This is a genomic window from Kocuria sp. NBRC 114282, from assembly GCF_030268385.1.
GTDB classification, from domain to species: domain Bacteria; phylum Actinomycetota; class Actinomycetes; order Actinomycetales; family Micrococcaceae; genus Kocuria; species Kocuria palustris.
Genome location: NZ_BSQO01000004.1, coordinates 148,234 through 165,909, shown reverse-complemented (window position 1 = coordinate 165,909; position 17,676 = coordinate 148,234). Strand labels below are relative to the sequence as shown.

15 protein-coding genes are annotated in these 17,676 nt (G+C 73.0%); 9 read left to right on the top strand and 6 right to left on the bottom strand.

Annotated features, from left to right (window positions below):
• The gene (locus QSJ40_RS09260; RefSeq protein WP_051452656.1) at positions 1-1,383 is read right to left on the bottom strand and encodes an ABC transporter substrate-binding protein; all 1,383 of its coding nucleotides are present in this window, start codon (positions 1,381-1,383) and stop codon (positions 1-3) included.
• 188 nt (positions 1,384-1,571) lie between these two features.
• On the opposite strand from QSJ40_RS09260, the gene QSJ40_RS09255 reads away from it, so the two are divergent.
• Both QSJ40_RS09255 and QSJ40_RS09250 read left to right on the top strand, forming a co-directional pair.
• Positions 1,572-2,537 (top strand): sugar-binding domain-containing protein, encoded by a 966-nt coding sequence (locus QSJ40_RS09255; protein ID WP_058871527.1) that lies wholly within the window; start codon positions 1,572-1,574, stop codon positions 2,535-2,537.
• A gap of 136 nt (positions 2,538-2,673) precedes the next feature.
• Positions 2,674-4,107, top strand: coding sequence for an FGGY family carbohydrate kinase (locus QSJ40_RS09250; RefSeq protein WP_285730435.1), 1,434 nt, complete (start codon positions 2,674-2,676; stop codon positions 4,105-4,107).
• Between the two features lie 175 nt (positions 4,108-4,282).
• On the opposite strand, the gene QSJ40_RS09245 is transcribed toward QSJ40_RS09250, so the two are convergent.
• The 3 genes from QSJ40_RS09245 to QSJ40_RS09235 form a co-directional block, all read right to left on the bottom strand.
• Positions 4,283-5,845, bottom strand: a complete 1,563-nt coding sequence (locus tag QSJ40_RS09245) for a mannitol dehydrogenase family protein (RefSeq protein ID WP_285730434.1) — start codon at positions 5,843-5,845, stop codon at positions 4,283-4,285.
• Positions 5,846-5,949: 104 nt separating this feature from the next.
• Positions 5,950-6,675, bottom strand: a complete 726-nt coding sequence (locus tag QSJ40_RS09240) for a M50 family metallopeptidase (protein WP_058871530.1) — start codon at positions 6,673-6,675, stop codon at positions 5,950-5,952.
• Positions 6,672-7,499, bottom strand: a complete 828-nt coding sequence (locus QSJ40_RS09235) for a GNAT family N-acetyltransferase (RefSeq protein ID WP_285730432.1) — start codon at positions 7,497-7,499, stop codon at positions 6,672-6,674. Before QSJ40_RS09235 ends, QSJ40_RS09240 begins: the two co-directional genes overlap by 4 nt.
• 88 nt (positions 7,500-7,587) lie before the next feature.
• Between QSJ40_RS09235 and QSJ40_RS09230 the strand changes: the two genes are divergently transcribed.
• From QSJ40_RS09230 to ald, 6 genes are all read left to right on the top strand, one after another.
• Complete coding sequence (locus QSJ40_RS09230) at positions 7,588-7,989, top strand: hypothetical protein (protein WP_137802875.1); 402 nt, start codon at positions 7,588-7,590, stop codon at positions 7,987-7,989.
• Positions 7,986-9,581 carry an ATP-binding protein gene (locus QSJ40_RS09225; RefSeq protein ID WP_285730428.1) on the top strand — a complete coding sequence of 532 codons (1,596 nt, stop codon included), beginning with the start codon at positions 7,986-7,988 and terminating at the stop codon, positions 9,579-9,581. Before QSJ40_RS09230 ends, QSJ40_RS09225 begins: the two co-directional genes overlap by 4 nt.
• Positions 9,578-11,092, top strand: a complete 1,515-nt coding sequence (locus QSJ40_RS09220; protein ID WP_285730426.1) for an SLC13 family permease — start codon at positions 9,578-9,580, stop codon at positions 11,090-11,092. Before QSJ40_RS09225 ends, QSJ40_RS09220 begins: the two co-directional genes overlap by 4 nt.
• A 29-nt stretch (positions 11,093-11,121) precedes the next feature.
• Positions 11,122-12,357, top strand: a complete 1,236-nt coding sequence (locus QSJ40_RS09215) for a glycerate kinase (RefSeq protein ID WP_285730424.1) — start codon at positions 11,122-11,124, stop codon at positions 12,355-12,357.
• A 115-nt stretch (positions 12,358-12,472) separates the two neighbouring features.
• Positions 12,473-12,955 (top strand): SRPBCC family protein, encoded by a 483-nt coding sequence (locus QSJ40_RS09210; RefSeq protein ID WP_285730422.1) that lies wholly within the window; start codon positions 12,473-12,475, stop codon positions 12,953-12,955.
• A gap of 97 nt (positions 12,956-13,052) precedes the next feature.
• Complete coding sequence (gene ald, locus QSJ40_RS09205; protein WP_285730420.1) at positions 13,053-14,144, top strand: alanine dehydrogenase; 1,092 nt, start codon at positions 13,053-13,055, stop codon at positions 14,142-14,144.
• A 117-nt stretch (positions 14,145-14,261) separates the two neighbouring features.
• On the opposite strand, the gene pdxT is transcribed toward ald, so the two are convergent.
• Both pdxT and pdxS read right to left on the bottom strand, forming a co-directional pair.
• Positions 14,262-14,987 (bottom strand): pyridoxal 5'-phosphate synthase glutaminase subunit PdxT, encoded by a 726-nt coding sequence (gene pdxT / locus QSJ40_RS09200; RefSeq protein WP_285730417.1) that lies wholly within the window; start codon positions 14,985-14,987, stop codon positions 14,262-14,264.
• A complete protein-coding gene (gene pdxS / locus QSJ40_RS09195; protein WP_285730415.1) occupies positions 14,984-15,892 on the bottom strand; it encodes a pyridoxal 5'-phosphate synthase lyase subunit PdxS in 909 nt (302 codons plus the stop codon). The genes pdxT and pdxS overlap by 4 nt, the downstream gene beginning before the upstream one ends.
• Positions 15,893-15,977: 85 nt before the next feature.
• Here pdxS and pdxR point away from each other — a divergent pair, with 85 nt between their 5' ends.
• Complete coding sequence (gene pdxR, locus QSJ40_RS09190) at positions 15,978-17,645, top strand: MocR-like pyridoxine biosynthesis transcription factor PdxR (RefSeq protein ID WP_285730413.1); 1,668 nt, start codon at positions 15,978-15,980, stop codon at positions 17,643-17,645.
• Positions 17,646-17,676: the final 31 nt, after the last annotated feature.

Below are 17,676 nucleotides of genomic sequence, written 5' to 3'. Positions count from 1 at the left end.
TCAGTTGCCTCCAGAGCTGTTGCGGTGCACGTCGGCGACGTCCTCGGCGTACTCCTGGGACTGCTCGAGCGCCTCGTCGACGCTCTTCTGGCCGGCCACGGCGGCCGACATCTGCTGGCCCACGCGGGTGCCGAGATCCTGGAACTCCGGGATCGCCACGAACTGCAGGCCCTCGTACGGGACGGGGTGCGTCATGGAGGTCTCCTGGGAGGCACCGGCCATGGCGTCGAGGGTGGGCTTGGCGTAGGCCTCGGAGACCTCGGCGTAGCCCTCGAGCTCATAGGTCGAGTAACGGCTCCCCGGGGGAACGCGCTCCCAGCCGATCTCCTCGCCGACCAGCTTCATGTAGTCCTTGCTGGTCATCCAGGCGATGAAGTCCCAGGCCTGCTCCTTGCGCTGCGAGGTCGCGGGGATGGCCAGCGACCACGAGTAGAGCCAGCCCGCGGCCTCGGTCTCCATGACCGGGGCGGGGGCGTACCCGCTGCGCCCGGCGACCGTGGAGGAGGCCGGGTCCTCGACCGAGGAGACCATGGCCGTGGCGTCGTACCACATGGCCGCCTGGCCCTGGCTGTAGCGGGTGATGCAGTCGCCGTAGCCGGAGGTGGCCGCACCGGGCTGCCCGTGCTCGCGGACCAGGTCCACGTAGAACTGGGTGGCCTTCCTGGTGGCGTCCGAGGTCAGCGTGGGGTTCCAGTCCATGTCGAACCAGCCGCCGCCGAACGTGTTGTACACGGTGGTCAGCGGGGCCATGATCTCGCCCCAGCCGGCCAGGCCGCGCAGGCAGATCCCGGAGATGTCCTGGTCGGGATCGGCCAGCTCGGCGGCGAACTCGCCGATCTGCTCCCAGGTGGGCTTCTCCGGCATCTCCAGGCCCTTGGCCTCGAAGAGGTCCTTGTTCCAGACCAGGAACGACGACTCCCCGTAGAAGGGCACGGCGTAGAGGCTGTCCTGGTAGCTCAGGGCGGCGCGCACCGAGTCGATGAAGTCCTCGGGGTCGTAGCCCTCGGTCGCCTCCGCGTACGGCTGCAGGTTCTCGATCCAGCCGTTGGCCGCCCAGATGGGGGTCTCGTAGTTGGAGATCATGACGACGTCGAACTCGCCGCCGCCGGTGGCCACGGAGGCCGTGATCTTGGCACGGGCCTCGTTCTCCGGAAGGGAGACGAATCGGACGTTGATGTCCGGGTGCTCCCGCTCGAACTCGGCCTGCAGGGAGATCGCGTCCTGCATCTGCGGGTTGGACACGATAGCGACGACGATCTCGTCGCCCTGGGACGAGCCGCAGCCGGTCAGGGCCAGTGCGGAGAGACCGAGGGTCCCGCCGAGCAGCTGGCGCCTGCCCACAGACCACGGCGGGCTGTGCGGCGAGGTGAGACGAGGGCTCATGGATACCTCTGTGGATTCGTACGGGCCCAGGCAGCGGTGTCCGGGCCGAGAGGCAGAAGACCTGGTGGGGGCGGGCACCCGGCCCCATCCGGTGCTTCTCACGTGAGCGCTCTATCCCGCTCAGGTGAGTGTGATGCTAGTCATATAGACTCACCTGAGCAACACCCGACCTCACAGATGTGGCCCCCATGACCTCGGATCCGACCGCACCATCCGCCGACGCCGCCCCCTCCTCGAGCGCCGACGACCGCGCCCACCTCACGCTGCTCGCCGAGATCAGTCGTGCCCACTTCCTGGATCAGAAGTCCAAGGTCCAGATCGCCCAGGAACACGACATCTCGCGCTTCCAGGTCGCCGCGCTCGTGCAGGAGGCCCGCGATCGGGGCATCGTGCGCATCACCATCGCCGTGCCGTCGGACGGCCGCGACCAGGAGACGGCGCAGTCCCTGGGCATCGCGGAGCTGATCTCGGTCGAGCCCGCCGACACCCCCCGCGGCGCCGAGGCCCTGGCCCGCGAGCTCGCCGCCTCGGTGGCCGAGCACGCCGCAGGCCAGACCGCCGTCGGGATCTCGTGGTCGCGCATCATCCAGGCCATGGCCCCGCACCTGCCCGACCTCTCGGACAGCGTGGTGGTCCAGCTGGCCGGGGCGATCGCCTCCCCGGACTCCACCGAGGCGGTCCCCCGGCTGCTGAGCACGCTGCGCGCCAAGCAGACGCTTCCCCTGTGGGCGCCGCTGGTGGCCGGTGAGGGCGCGGCAGCCCTGCGCGAGACCCCGGAGATCGCCCGCACCCTGGCCCAGGCCGGGGATCTGGACCTGGCGGTCTTCGCGATCGGCGGCTGGGGACCGGGGCTGTCCACCGTGTGGGACCGCATCCAGGAGCAGGACCGTCAGCAGGCCCTGGCGGCCGGCGCGGTCGCCGAGATCTCCGGGCACCTGATCGACGCCCGCGGCACCGCGGTGGAGGGCCCCGTCGAGGACTCCGTGATCGCGGCATCGCTTGCGGACCTGCGTGCGGCCCGTCGCCGGATCGCGGTCGCCCACGGCGCCGGGCGCGCCCCGGCCGTGCTGGCGGCGGTGCGGGCCGGGCTGGTCGACATCCTGGTCTGCGACATCCCGCTGCGGGATGCCCTGGCCGAGCTCGAGGGTCAGTGAGCGGGCGGCCGCCGGCCCTGCACCGGCACCGCAGGGCCGAGGCCGACCGAGCGCTCCCGGGAGCCGCCGCAGGCCCCTGCGATGTGACGCAGACCGCTAGGCTGAACCGTCAGAGAGTCTCGGCAGAGGAGCTGGAGTGAGCATCAGCGGAACCGTCATCGGGGTGGACTCCTCCACCCAGTCCTGCAAGGTCATGGTCGTCGACGCCGCCACGGGGCAGATCCTCTCTCGCGGCTCCGCCCCGCACCCGGACGGGACCTCGGTGGACCCCCGGGAATGGACCAAGGCGCTGAATCAGGCCTGGGACGCCGCCGGAGCCCGCGGGCGCTCGGACGTGCTGGGCGTGGGCGTCTCCGCGCAGCAGCACGGCATGGTGGCCCTGGACTCGGCCGGCGCGCCGGTCCACGACGCCCTGCTGTGGAACGACGTCCGCAGCGCCCCTCAGGCCCGGGCCATGGTCGAGGAGCTCGAGATCTCCGGCTGGGTCGAGGCCACCGGCTCCGCGCCCGTCACCTCCATCACGCTGACCAAGCTGGCCTGGCTGCGCGAGAACGCCCCGGAGGCCGCGGCTCGCGTTGAGCGCGTGGGCCTGCCGCACGACTGGCTGGTCTCAGAGCTGACCGGCGGCGCCTGGATCACGGACCGCTCCGAGGCCTCGGGCTCGGGCTGGTTCGACCCCGCCTCCGGCTCGATCCGCGAGGACCTCCTGGAGCGCTGGTTCGGGGCGGCCCCGCAGGTCCCCGAGGTCCTCGCACCCCACGCCTCCGCCGGCACCATCACCTCGGACTGGCTCCCGAACAGCCCCGGCGCGGTGGTCTCGGCCGGGTGCGGAGACAACGCCGGCGGCGGGCTCGGCCTGGGCATCGGCCACGGCGATGTCGTGGTCTCGGTCGGCACCTCGGGCACGGTCTTCGCCCACAGCCCGCACCCGATCGCGGACCCCACGGGCGTCACCTCGGGATTCGCCGACGCCACCGGCGCCTACCTGCCGCTGCTGTGCACGCTCAACGCCGCCCGAGTCATGGCCCGGACCTCGGACCTGCTCGGCACCGACCTGGACGAGTTCGACGCCCTCGCTGCCGCCGGCGCCCCGGACTGCGCGGGGCTGACGCTGCTGCCGTACCTGGACGGCGAGCGCACTCCCAACCTCCCCGACGCCGCCGGGCGCTGGCACGGCGTCACGGGCGCCTCGCTCACGCGCGAGAACATGGCCCGCAGCTCGGTGCTGTCCGTGGCGAACTCGCTGGCCGACTGCCTCGAGGTCCTGCGGACCCTGGACGTCCCGATCGAGCGCGCCCTGCTGATCGGCGGCGGCTCGCGCTCCGCCACTCTGCGCACGGCCCTCACCCATGTGCTCGGCGTCGATATCGACGTCCCCGCCCCGGATGAGTACGTGGCCCTGGGCGGTGCGCGCCAGGCCTACTGGGCCGCGCAGGGCGAGCTGCCCGCCTGGACCGCCGGCACCGAGGGCTCCCAGCATCTGCCCGCCGCCCAGGACGACGGGGCCGACGCCTTCCGCGCCCGCTACAGCGCCATGCGCCGCCAGCTCGAGGAGGAGCTGGCCGGCTGAGCCCCGCCGCGCAGGAGCCGCATCGGCTCCTGCGGATGTCCTCGCTCATGGCACAGGCCGCCGCCCCGGACGCGTTCGCTGCGTCTCGGTGCGGGGGCCTGCGTCGTGCTCGCGGCCCGTCCCGCCGTCGCCCCTCCCGCCGGCTTCCGCGGACAGGGACGACGGCTTCGGCGGATCAGGCGTTCGGGCGCCCCACGATCTCCAGGACCTCCTCGAGCGTCGCGCGGGCGCCGCGCGAGCGGAAGCCGCGCAGGGCGCGCAGGTACGGCTCGGTGAAGGCCTCCTGCTGGGCGAGGTCCCCGAAGAGCTCCTCGTTGCGCAGGAAGGACAGCTCGTCCTCGTCGTGGTGGGAGGCGGCCTCGATCACGGCGTCGCGGCGGGGATCGACGATCTCGAACGGACGGCCGTTCTCGTCGGCGCCCTCGGCGTAGCGCGCCCAGGAGGCCACGATCGTGGCGGAGAGCTCGACCGGGCGACCGGCCTCGAGGTTCTCGCGGATCACCGGCACGAGCCACTTGGGGATGCGGTCCGAGGCCTCGGCGCACAGGCGGGCCAGGGTGTCGCGGATCTCCGGGTTCGCGAAGCGCTCGATGAGCGTCCTGCGGTAGTCGTCCAGGTCCACGCCCGGGACCTCGCGCAGCGTGGGAGTGGCCTCGAGCTCCATGTAGGCCAGCAGGTAGGCCACGTACAGCGGGTCGGAGCAGACCTCGTGCGCGTACTCGAGCCCGGCCAGGCGGCCCGGGTAGCACAGCGCCTGGTGGGAGGCGTTGAGCAGGCGCAGCTTCATGAGCTCGTAGGGCTCGACGTCCTCGACGAGCTGCACGCCGGCCTTCTCGAAGGCGGGGCGGCCCGGGGCGCCGTCGGGGCCCGGGACGAAGTGGTCCTCGAGCACCCACTGGAAGAACGGCTCGCACACGACCGGCCAGGCGTCCACCCGCCCGGTGTCCGCCAGGACGTTCTCGCGGTCGGCGTCGGTGGTGACCGGGGTGATGCGATCGACCATGGAGTTCGGGAACGGGACGTTCTCGCGGATCCAGGCGGCCAGCTCGGGATCGACCAGCTCGGCGAAGGCCACGAACTGCAGGGCGGCGGTGTCGCCGTTGCCCTGGATGTTGTCGCAGGACATGACGGTGAAGGGGGCGGTTCCCCGCTCGCGGCGCACCCGCACAGCGTCCACGACCAGGCCGAAGACCGAACGCAGCTCGCCCTCGCCGGAGCCGCGCAGGACCTCGAGATCATGGGCGACGGCCGGCGTGGTCTCGTCGAACAGGCCCGTAGCCTGGTTGAAGTTGTAGCCGCCCTCGGTGATGGTCAGCGAGACGATGCGGGTGGCGGGATCCGCCATGAGCTCGACCGCTCCGGCCGGGTCCTCCGGAGCCACGGCCATGGTGCGGATGGAGCCGATCACGCGGTTGTCGCGGTGGCCGTCGGGGTGCTTGACCGCCAGGGTGTAGAGCCCGTCCTGGTCGTTGAGGGCGTCGCGCATGCGGGAGTCGCCGGCCAGGGCGCCGAGGCCCGTGATCGCCCAGCTGTCGTGGCCGCCCTGGGCCAGCAGGTCGTCCATGACGACGGCCTGGTGAGCGCGGTGGAAGCCGCCCACGCCGATGTGGACGATGCCGGTGCTCAGGCCGGAGCGGTCGTAGGCGGGCAGCTCCGCCTGCGTGCCGGGCAGCGAAGCGTCGGCAAGGCGCTGCGCGGGCTCGGACGAGGGAGCGGGTGAGACGGTGTCGGTGGGCATGCGGGCCTCCTGTGGGCAGTGCGGATCCGCGATGACCCGCCCGGCGAAAATATCATCTGAGACGAGACCCAGGCCACATCTGAGACAGAGTTGCCTGCAGCCGCTCAGCTCAGCAGCTGCGGGGCCCAGGCCAGCGCGATCCCCGCTGCGCTGAGCAGGATCACCGCCAGGAAGGCCAGCAGCCACAGCATGGCCGGGACGCCGGTGGCCCGGGCCAGTGCCACGGCATCCGAGGGCAGCCCCAGCGGGTGCTCGTGCTGCACCCGTCGGCTCAGGGCGCCCTGGACGTGGCGCCGGGCCAGCAGCCACCACACCCGCAGCGCGCCGACCCACAGCGCGGTGCCGACCGCGAGCATCAGCCAGCGCCCGATCGCGAGGTCCGCCCACACCAGCGCCAGCAGCAGCGCCGCCGATCCGGTCGTGACCACCCAGGACAGCGCACCGCGCATCACCACCAGGGAGCCCAGCAGCACCAGCGCGCTCACGACGGCGGCCACCGGCCAGTGCCCCAGCCCCACCGCGGCGGCCCACACGGCCCCGACGACGGCGGGGAAGGGATAGCCCCAGAAGGTCGACCATGCCGCACTGGGCCCGGTGCCGAAGGAGTGCGTGACGCCCGAGTGATCGGCCTCGATGCGGATCGTCATGACCCTCCGGCCCACGACCAGCCCCGCCAGCGCGTGGCCGAGCTCATGCACGACCGTGACGACCAACCCGAACCACCGCCAGGTCCGTCGCGGAAGGCACAGCCCTGCGGCGAGGAGCCCGCACAGCACGAGCACCCAGGCATCTGCCGGGGGCACGGGACGGGCCGCGAGCAGCTCGGTCATCGGCTCAGGGTCATGGGCACGTGCGGGATGCCCACCTCCAGGACCTCATTTCCGCTGCGGACGAATCCGAGCCGCTCGTACCACTGCTCCAGGTGCGACTGGCCCAGCAGCACGACGGGGCGATTCAGCGGCGCCAGGTCCTGGAGCACCAGGCGCATCAGCCGCCCGGCCAGGCCCTTCCCGCGGTGCTCGTGCGCGGTGGCCACCCGGCCGATCGCGATGGCCTCCTCGTGGGCCAGGACGCGCAGGACTGCGGCGGGGCGGCCGTCGATCTCCAGCCAGTGGTGGACGGTGGTCTGCAGGGCATCGAGCTCGTCGATCTCCGTGACCTCGGTGGTCTTCTGCTCCACCACGAAGACGCGCTCGCGCAGCAGCGTGATCGCGTGCATCTGCAGTCCGGTCATCTCCGCCAGCGGCAGGGCCACATGCCGCTCGACGCTCGGCTGGTCGGCGCTCGGCTGCTCCACGGCGGCCGGCTCCGGATCCTGCCGCTCCGGGGCGGGCTGCCCGGCGGGCTCGGTGCGCCGCCAGCCGCCGGAGTCGGCCTCGATGCGCGCGGGCAGCTCCGGCGTGCAGCCGTGGCGGCGCAGCAGCTCGCGCAGCCGCGCCGGTGCGGCCTCGAGCACCACCGATTCCCCGCGGCGGGTGTCGACCAGCTCATCCACCAGGGCGTCCTCGGCGGCAGCCCGGCGCAGCGGGTCTTCGCCCTGCGGAAGGCAGACGATCTCCGCCCCCGGCCCGACGGGCCCCAGGACCCTCCCCTCCAGCACGGCGCGCGGATCCTCTCCGAGCAGGAGCACAGCGGGGCACTGCAGATCGGTCATCGGTCTCGTCTTCCTGGGGTCGAGTGCTGAGCGTCCGCGGCCCGGATGCTCATCTGCATTTCATCTGTTCGGAGTTCACTTCACTGTCATGTTGAGACGTGTGCTGCTCCTGGTCCTGATCATGGCCGTTCCCGTGCTGACCGCGCTGGGGACGCAGCAGCTGGCGCGGACCACGATGCCGCCCACTCTGCCCTCCGATCCTGTGAGCACCCGGGTCACGGCGCCGTCGTCGCCCGATCCCGAAGCCTCCGCACCCGCCCCGACGACCGAGCCGGAGGCGACAGAGGACCCGGCACCCGCCGACGACCGGGAGCAGCAGCAGGCGCCGACGTCCGGGCCGGCCGCCCCCGTCGATGAAGAAGAGCACGACGACGAGGACGATCCAGACCTCGAGCCGGAGGACGACGACGGGCCGGACGAGGTCGATCTGGACACCGATTCGGACGGCGAGCAGGACGACGTCCCCGAGGCCGGGACGGTGACGCGATGAGCGCGGACGCTCAGGAGCGCGGATCCCGGGTCTCGGCGCGCTGGCGCATCGTGGGCTGGATCGTGCTGACCACCGCCATCGCCCTGCTGGCCGTCGTGGTGACCATGCGCTCGCTGCTGCAGGGGCAGGTGGATCAGGCCGCCGATGCCGGGATCGTGCAGGAGGTCGAGGAGTTCCGCACGTTCGTCGACGAGGGCGTGGATCCTCGCACCGCGCAGCCCTTCGCCTCGGAGGCCGAGCTCATGGAGCGCTACCTCTCCCGGCAGACCCCGGCCACGCACGAGGCCTTCATCGCGGTGGCCGACGGCGACGTCTCCTACCTGGACAATGCCGCCGACGACGCCGGCGAGCTGCTGGCCGCGGATACCGCCGAGCTCGACAGCCTCCTCGCGGACCCGTCGGCCTCGGGAGTTCGGGACACCGAGCACGGCAGCGTGCGGTGGGGGCGGGTGGACACCGAGGACGGATCGGCCTTCCTGGTCCTGCAGTTCACGGACCCGGCCCACGACGACGTGGATCAGCAGGTCCTGCTGCTCGTGGGCGTGGCCGCCGGCGGGCTGGCGCTCACGGCCCTGATCGCGTGGTTCGCCGCCGGACAGATCCTTCTGCCGGTGCGCCGGATCGCAGCTGTGGCCCAGCGGGTCTCGGGCCACGACCTCTCCCCGCGCGTGCCCGTCGAGGGCCGCGACGACATCTCCAGCACGGCCCAGGCGGTCAACGGCATGCTCGATCGGCTCGAGGACTCCTTCGATCGCCAGTCGCACGTGGCCGCCGAGGTCGAGCGCCATCTCGCCCGCCCCCTGGAGGCCTGTCGTCGGGACCTGGAGACCGGCTCGCAGGGCTCCGACGGGCTGTCGAGCGCCGAGCTGAGCCGCCTCCGGCGCCGCATGCAGGAGATGCAGCGCAGCCTGGCGGATCTGAGCCTGCTCGCCGATGCGCAGCGGCCCGGAGCCCTGCGCATGCGGCCCACGGCCGCGGCCCCGCTGGTGGTGCGCCTGCGCCATGACCTGGCCCAGCGCTTCCCCCGACGCAGCTGGGAGCTCGACGACGCGCCCGATCTCGCCGCACCGATGGATGCCGCTGCCGTGTCGGCTGCCATGAGCCAGCTGGCGCGCAACGCCGTCGATCACACGGAGGACGGCGAGCGCATCCAGCTCAGCGCTGCCCTCGCCGAGCCGCAGCCGCAGTCGCAGTCGCAGTCGCAGTCGCAGGACGACGAGAACGTCGAGGTCTCGGCGGCGGCACAGGGGCGGGTCCTGCGCCTGTCGGTGGCCAACGCGGGTCGGCCGCTGAGCGCCGAGCAGGCCCGGGCCATGATCGAGCAGTACCGCTCGGCCGCGCTGTCCGAGGCCTCCGGCGGCTCGAGCAGCACCGAGGAATCCGCCGACGTGGGCGGCATGGGCCTGGGGCTGGCCGTCGCACGCGCGGTGGCCGATGCCCACGGCGGCAGCCTGTGGGTGGCCTCCGAGCCCGACGGGCGCACCTCGGTCGGACTCGATCTTCCCCTCGTCCAGCCCGATCGGCAGGAGCTCGACGAGACGGACTCCGCCGCGCAGGACCGAGTGGCCGAGGCCATGCGGGTGGAGCGATGAGCGCGCAGACGGGCTCCGTGCGCTGGGCCTCGACCCCTCCGCAGAGCGGCCGCCCCGCGCCGGCGCGCTCGCGCCCCAGGCCGCGCCCGGCCGCGCTGATCCTGGCGGTCGTGATGCTCGTCGCGTGCACGGTGGTGATCCGGGCCTCGGTCCTGGGCGATGAGCTGCCGGCCCACGGCGCCCTGACCCTGTGCGTGTTCTGCGTGGCCGTGTGGCTGTGGATCTTCTCCCCGCTCGAGGACACCTACGTGGCGCTGGGCGCTGCGCTGATCCTGGTCTCCACCGGCGTGGTCGGGGACGAGGACCTCTTCTCCTCGCTCGGCGAGGACACGGTGTGGCTGTTGCTGACCGCTTTCGTGATCGCCGCCGGGGTGACCGCCTCGGGACTGGCCACCCGCGTGGCGGCATTCGTGGTGACCGGCGCTTCCGGGCTGCGCCCGCTGTTCCACCTCACCACGGCGGTGCTGGTCGTCACGGCCTTCGCGATCCCGTCGACCTCCGGACGGGCGGCCCTGGCCCTGCCCGTCTTCGCGGCCATGGCGGCGGTGCTGGCGCCGCACCGGCGGGTGGTGCTGGCGCTGTCCCTGCTGTTCCCGTCGGTCATCCTGCTCTCGGCGGTGGCCTCCTACCTGGGCGCCGGCGCGCATCTGATCACCGCCCAGATCCTGGACGCGGCCGGGCATCGCAGCTTCGGAGTGGCCACGTGGCTGATCCTGGGCCTTCCGCTGGCCGTGGTGTCCTCGCACGTGTGCACCGAGCTGATCCTGCGGCTGTTCACCCGGCGGGAGGACCGGCGCGAGCCCGTCTCGATCAGCCTGAAGGACATGCAGGCGCATTCGGCCTCGCCCATCTCCGGACCTCTGACCACCGCGCAGACCCGCTCGGCCATGCTCGTGGCCGTCGTGGTGGTGCTGTGGTGCTCGGAGCCGCTGCACGGGCTGCACCCGGCGATCGTCGGCCTGCTGGGCGCGCTGCTGGCCGCGAGCCCCCGATGGGGGTCGGTGGACCTGGGCAAGGCGCTGAAGTCCGTGCCGTGGTCGCTGCTCGTGTTCATGGCCGCCACGCTGACGCTGGGCACCGGGCTGGTCGACTCGGGAGCCGCCGACTGGCTGGCCGCCGGAGCTCTCGGCCCCGTCCAGCGGATCGGCCCCGGAGCCCCCATCGCGTTCGTGGTCCTGGTCGTGGTCCTCTCGACCGCCGCGCACCTGGTCATCCAGTCCCGCTCGGCGCGCTCGGCCGTGCTGATCCCCATCGTGGTCGCCCTGGCCCCGGGCCTGGGGGTGGATGCCTCCGCCGCGGCGTTCGCCTCGACGGCGGCGGCCGGGTTCTGCCACACGCTGACCAGCTCCGCCAAGCCCGTGACCCTGTTCTCCGACGTGGAGGACGTCGAGACCTTCCGCCCCGAGCACCTCCTGCGGCTCTCCGCCTGGCTGGCCCCGGTCTCGTCCGTGATGGTGCTCGTCTTCGCCTTCCTGGTCTGGCCCCTCATGGGCCTGCCGCTGTTCCGCTGACCCGCCCCTTCAACACCGAGGAGTCCGATATGACCGCCGCACCCTCCACCGCCTTCGTCCGCCGAGTCCTGGTGGCGCCCTCCGGCTTCAAGGAGTCGCTGGACGCCGATCAGGTCGCCCGCGCGATCAGCGCAGGAGTCCGCCGCGCCGTGCCCGGCGTGCGCGTGCGCACCGTGCCCGTGGCCGACGGCGGCGAAGGCACGGCCCGCACACTGGCCTCAGCCACCGGCGGCGAGCTGATCCCCGCGCGGGTGACAGGGCCCGTGGGTCAGCCGGTCGAGGCGCACTGGGCCCGCCTGGGCGGCGACGCGCGCGGGACCGCCGTCGTGGAGATGGCCTCGGCCGCGGGACTGCGCCTGGTCCCGCACGATCGCCGGGATCCCACGCTCACCACCACCCACGGGGTCGGCCAGCTGATCCGCTCGGCCCTGGAGGACGGGTCGCAGACGATCGTCGTCGGCTGCGGCGACTCCGGGACCTCCGACGGCGGCCTGGGGGCGCTCACGGCCCTCGGCGCCCGGGTGCTGGACGCCGACGGGGAGCCGGTCGGCACCGGGGGCGCGGCGCTCACGGAGGCCCGGAGCCTGGACCTCTCCGGTCTGCACCCGTCGCTGAGCGCCGGCCGCGTGCGCGTGGTCCTGGCCCTGAACCCGCACAACGTGCTGACCGGCGACCATGGCGTCGCCCGGGTCTTCGGCCCGCAGAAGGGCGCCACGGCGCAGCAGGTCGAGCAGATGTCGCGCGGGTTCGAGAACTGGGCGGAGATCCTGGGCCGCGACGGCCTCGAGCGGACCCGGGACCGCGACTTCGCCCTGGGCCCCGGCACCGGGGCCTCGGGAGGCCTCGGCGCCGGCATGGCGGCCATCGGCGCCGAGCTGGTGCCGCGCTTCGAGGCGCTGCTGGACTCGGGGCTGGCCGGGATCGACCTGGACAGCTCGATCCGCGGCGCCGACCTGGTCATCACGGCCGAGGGGGCGATCGACTTTCAGACCCCGCGCGGCAAGGTCCCCGCCGAGGTCGCCCGTCGAGCCTCCGAGCAGGGCGTGCCGGTCATCGGCCTGGCAGGGACCTTGGGCCAGGGATCGGACGCCGTGCACGGGATCGGCATCGACGCCGTCGCCTCCATCCTGCCCGTGCCGATGTCCCTGGCGGAGGCGGTGCGCGACGGCGAGGAGCTGCTGATCGAGGCCACCGAGCGGTTCATGCGCACCCTCATGCTCGGCGCCTCGATCGCCGAGGACCGGCTGGTCGGAGACGACTGGTGAGCTGCGCGGGACCGTCGTCGGATCCGCCCGCGGCGGTCGTGCCGCTCGCGGTCCCCGGCGGCAACCGGCTCCCGCTTCATTGAAGACTGTCGGTGGCGAGCGCCACAATGGGACCATGAGCGAATCGACGATCCAGGATCTGCACGCCGAGGACGGCATCGCCCTCCAGGCCGCGATCGATGCCCCCATCGAGACGGTGTGGAGCTTCCTGCGCGACCCCGCCAACCACGCTCGCATCGACGGCTCGCAGATGGTGCGCGCCGCCGTCGGCCAGGAGCCGCTCGAGCACGTGGGGCAGGTCTTCGTGATGGAGATGCTCTGGACGGACGGCACCACGCAGTACCGCACGGAGAACCACGTCACCCGCTACGACCTCGAGCATCGCCTGGAGTGGCTCGTGGCCGACGAGGGCCAGGAGCCGCAGGGCTGGGCATGGGGCTGGATCCTGCGCTCGACCCCCGAGGACGCGACCGAGGTGGTCAACTACTGCGACTGGTCCCAGACCTCGGAGCAGACCCGCCAGGCCAAGGGGTTCCCGGTCGTCGAGAAGGAGAAGATCGAGGCCACGCTGCATCGGCTCGCAGACGAGCTGAGCTGAGTCCAGCCGGCCCGGCACGCCCCGGGGGCGCGGACCGGCGTCCCCGAACGCGCCGTCGACGACGAGGTCGACGGTGTCCTGACCTCGAGGAGCGGACATGATCATCGGAGTCCCCACAGAGACCAAGCCGCAGGAGGGCCGTGTGGCCCTCACCCCGGCCGGCGTCCATCAGCTGGTGGGCCACGGCCACGAGGTCCGCGTCCAGGAGGGCGCCGGGATCGGCTCCAGCATCCCGGACCAGGAGTACACCGACGCCGGCGCCGTCCTCGTGCCCGTCGAGGAGACCTGGGCGGCGGAGCTCGTGCTGAAGGTCAAGGAGCCGATCCCCTCCGAGTACGGCTTCCTGCGCGATGACCTCACGCTGTTCACGTACCTGCATCTGGCCGCCAGCCGCGAGCTGACCCAGGCGCTGCTGGACTCCGGCACCACGTCGCTGGCCTACGAGTCCGTGCAGAGCGACCGCGGCGCGCTGCCGCTGCTCGCGCCCATGTCCGAAGTCGCCGGCCGCATGGCCGCCACCGTCGGCGCGAACGCGCTGCTGGCCTCCCACGGCGGCCGCGGCCTGCTGCTGGCCGGGGTCCCCGGTGTGCGCCCGGCGCAGGCCACCGTCATCGGGGCCGGCCAAGCCGGTCGCAATGCGGTGCACCAGCTGGTCGGCATGGGCGCCGACGTCACCGTGCTGGACACCTCGATCGAGGCTCTGCGCGCCATGGACGACCTCTACGGCAACCGCGTGCGCACGGTCGTCTCGACCCCCTACGAGGTCGAGAACTGCGTGCTCAAGGCCGATCTGGTGGTCGGCGCGGTGCTGATCCCGGGCCGCAAGGCCCCGAACGTCGTCACCCACGAGATGGTCCTGAAGATGAAGAAGGGCGCCGTGCTCGTGGACATCGCCGTGGACCAGGGCGGCTGCTTCGAGGACACGCACGCCACCACCCACGACGACCCCACCTTCCAGGTCGGACCCGCGATCTTCTACTGCGTCGCCAACATGCCCGGCGCCGTGCCGGCCACCTCCACCGCGGCGCTGACCAACGCGACCCTGCCCTACGTCCTGCGAGTGGCGGGCAGCGGGTGGAAGAAGGCCTGCTCCGATTCCCGCGAGCTCGAGCGCAGCCTGTCCACCTCGCACGGCAAGCTGCGCAACGCGGACGTCATCGCCGAGTTCCCGGACCTGCCGGCCGCCTGACCCTCGGCCCCCGGCAGCGCCCGCACCGGGCCGCCCGCACGACGACGGCCCCGCACGAGCTTCCGCTCGAGGCGGGGGCGTCGGTCGTCGGCCTGCGGTTCGCGGCCGGAGGGGCCCTCAGGCGTCGACGCGGGCCCGGAGCATGCGCAGCAGCTCGCGGTGGAACGTGTCATCGCCGGTGAGCTCGGGGTGGAAGGACAGCCCCAGCGCCGTGTCCGTGCCGACCGCAACGATCGGGCCGTCGCCGTCGGGAGCGGTGCCGCGGCGGGCGAGGACCTGGATGCCCTCGCCGACCTCGAGCACCTCCGGTGCCCGGATGAAGGCCCCCGCCACCGGGCCGAGCGAGGTCTGCAGGGTCTCGGCGGTCGAGTCGACCTGGCGCCCGAACGCATTGCGGCGCACCCGGATCCCCAGCGAGGCCAGGCTGGTCTGCCCCGGCGCCGGATCCACGATCTCGTCGGCCAGCAGGATCAGCCCGGCGCAGGTGCCCAGGACGGGGAGGCCGTCCTGGAGCAGCTGCGCCAGGCGGTCCCTCATGCCGAAGCGGCGCAGCAGACGGTCCATGGTCGAGGACTCCCCGCCGGGCAGCACGATCCCGTCGAGAGGCTGCTCCAGGGCCGCCGAGGAGCGGATCGGCACCGCCTGGGCGCCCAGGCCCTCGAGCATGCGCACGTGCTCGGCGACCCCGCCCTGCAGGGCCAGGACGCCGATGCGCGCGGTGCGGGCGTCGGCGCCGCCGCTGCGGCCCCGGGCAGTGCCTGCCCGGGCACTGTCGCCGCGCGCGTCGTCCCCGGGGCCTCCCCGGCGGCTCGGCGCCGAGGCCGCGGGAGCCTCTGGGCTCACCAGCCGCGCTCGGCCAGGCGGTGCGGAGCGGGCAGGTCGCCGACGTTGAGCCCCACCATGGCCTCGCCCAGGCCGCGGGAGGCCGCGGCGATCGCGGCGGGGTCGTCGTACTGGGCCGTGGCCTTGACGATCGCCGCCGCGCGCTCAGCCGGGTTGCCGGACTTGAAGATGCCGGAGCCCACGAACACGCCGTCGGCGCCGAGCTGCATCATCATCGCGGCATCGGCAGGGGTGGCCACGCCGCCGGCGGTGAACAGCACGACCGGCAGCTTCCCGGTCTCGGCGACCTCGCGGACGATGTCGTAGGGGGCCTGCAGCTCCTTGGCGGCCACGAACAGCTCGTCGGGGTTGGAGCGGAAGGTCGCCTGGAGGTCCGCGATCTGCTTGCGGATGGTGCGGATGTGCTTGGTGGCCTCGGAGACGTCGCCGGTGCCTGCCTCGCCCTTGGAGCGGATCATGGCCGCGCCCTCGGCCAGGCGGCGCAGCGCCTCGCCCAGGTTGGTCGCACCGCACACTAACGGGACGGTGAAGCCGTGCTTGTCGATGTGGTGGGCGTAGTCGGCGGGGCTGAGGACCTCGGACTCGTCGATGTAGTCCACGCCGAGCGACTGCAGGACCTGGGCCTCCACGAAGTGGCCGATGCGGGCCTTGGCCATGACCGGGATCGAGACGGTCTCGATGATGCCGTCGATCAGATCCGGGTCGGACATGCGGGCCACGCCGCCCTGGGCGCGGATGTCGGCCGGCACGCGCTCGAGCGCCATGACGGCCACGGCGCCGGCGTCCTCGGCGATGCGGGCCTGCTCCGGGGTGACGACGTCCATGATGACGCCGCCCTTGAGCATCTCGGCCAGGCCTCGCTTGACGAGGGGCGATCCGGTGGCGGCAGTGGTGTTCTCAGTCATGCCGAGCATCGTCGCGCGAGGCACTGGTCCGCCACAAGATCCACTTCTCGCTGCTTCCAATGGACCAGTGCGGCAGACTCTGCTCATGACTGCACGTTCCTCCGTCGAGCTGACCGTGGTGCTGGAGCGCTCCGGGGCCCTCTCGCTGCCCGTCCAGCTGGCCGACGGCATCCGCTCGCAGGTCGCCTCTCGAGCCCTCGCTCCCGGCGACGCGCTGCCATCCACGCGCCTGCTGGCATCCCGGCTCGGGGTCTCGCGCGGCACGGTCGTGTCCGCCTACGACCAGCTGATCGGCGAGGGATACCTGCGGGCCGAGCAGGGCCGGCCCACCACGGTGCATCCCGGGCTCGAGCGGATCCACCCGTCGACGCCGGCCTCCCTGCCCGGGTCGGCTCCCTCGCCATCGCCGGGGTCGCCGTCGTCGTTCGGCCCCGCCCCCAGGACTTCTGGGTTCGGCGAGGGGCCGATTCCCCACCCCGCGCCCGTCGCGGACGATGCGGTGGACGGACTGCCGGTCCGCGAGGAGCACCTCCTGGACCTGCGCCCCGGTCAGCCGGACACCAGCCGCGTGGAGGGCCCGGCATGGCGGGCGGCCTGGCGCCATGCAGCCGGTCAGCCGCTGCCCGTCCGCCCCGATCCTGCGGGGCAGGGCGTCCTGCGCCGCGCCTCGGCCGAGCACCTGCGCCTGATGCGCGCCCTGCCTGCGAGCCCCGACCGGCTCGTGATCACCGCCGGCGCCCGCGAGGGCCTGAGCCTGCTGCTGGGGACGCTGTCGGCCCGCTCCGGCCGCGCCCGTCTGCGGGTGGGGGTCGAGACGCCCGGCTACCCGACCCTGCGCGCGGCTGTGGAGGCGCTGGGGCACGAGCGCGTCGCCTGCCCGGTCGACGACGACGGGCTGCGGGTGGATCTCCTGCCCGCAGGAGACGACGCCCCCGACGTCCTGATCGTGACCCCCAGCCATCAGTACCCCCTGGGCGGATCCCTGAGCCTGCAGCGACGGCTGGAGCTGCTCGAGTGGGCGCAGCGCCATGACGTGCTGATCGTCGAGGACGACTTCGACTCCGAGCTGCGCTACGTGGGCGCCCCGCTGCCCACGCTGTCCGCGCTCGATCCCACCGGCGCATCCGTGGCCCTGCTCGGCACGTTCTCCGCTCTGCTCAGCCCCGCCTTGGCCACCGGCTACCTCGTGCTGCCCGACCCGTGGCTCGATCCGGTGCTGGAGCGGCGCCGCCAGCTCGGCGTGCCGGTCTCCGCGCTGACGCAGGCCGCGATCGCGCACCTTCTCGACTCCGGCTACCTGCGCCGGCACACGCGGCGGATGCGCTCGGTCTACGCCCGGCGCCGCGACCGGATCCGGGCGGCCTTCGCCGAGACGCGCCGAGCCCGACTGGCGCCCATGCACGGCGGTGTGGACGTCGTGATCACGACCGACGACGAGGAGGCCGCCGTCGTGGGCCGCTGCCGCGATGCCGGGCTGCTGGTGGGACGCCGCTCCGCCTACTGGAGCGCTGCTTCGCCTCTGCCGAGCGAGGCCAGCGACGTCGACTGCGCGGACCGCAGCGACTGCGGCATCCATGGCGGCAGCGACGGTGAAGTCGCCGGCGACATCAGGGGCGGTGCAGGTGGCAGGGGCGGCGGCGGCATCGTGGTGGGCTTCGCCCGCACCGACGACGAGGTCCTCTCCCGGGTCCTTCCGCAGCTCGTCGCCGCCTGCGAAGGCCGCCCCTCCCCCCACCCGCCGAGTGGATGCTGAATTGCGCTGAGAGGGCCGATAGCGCAACTGG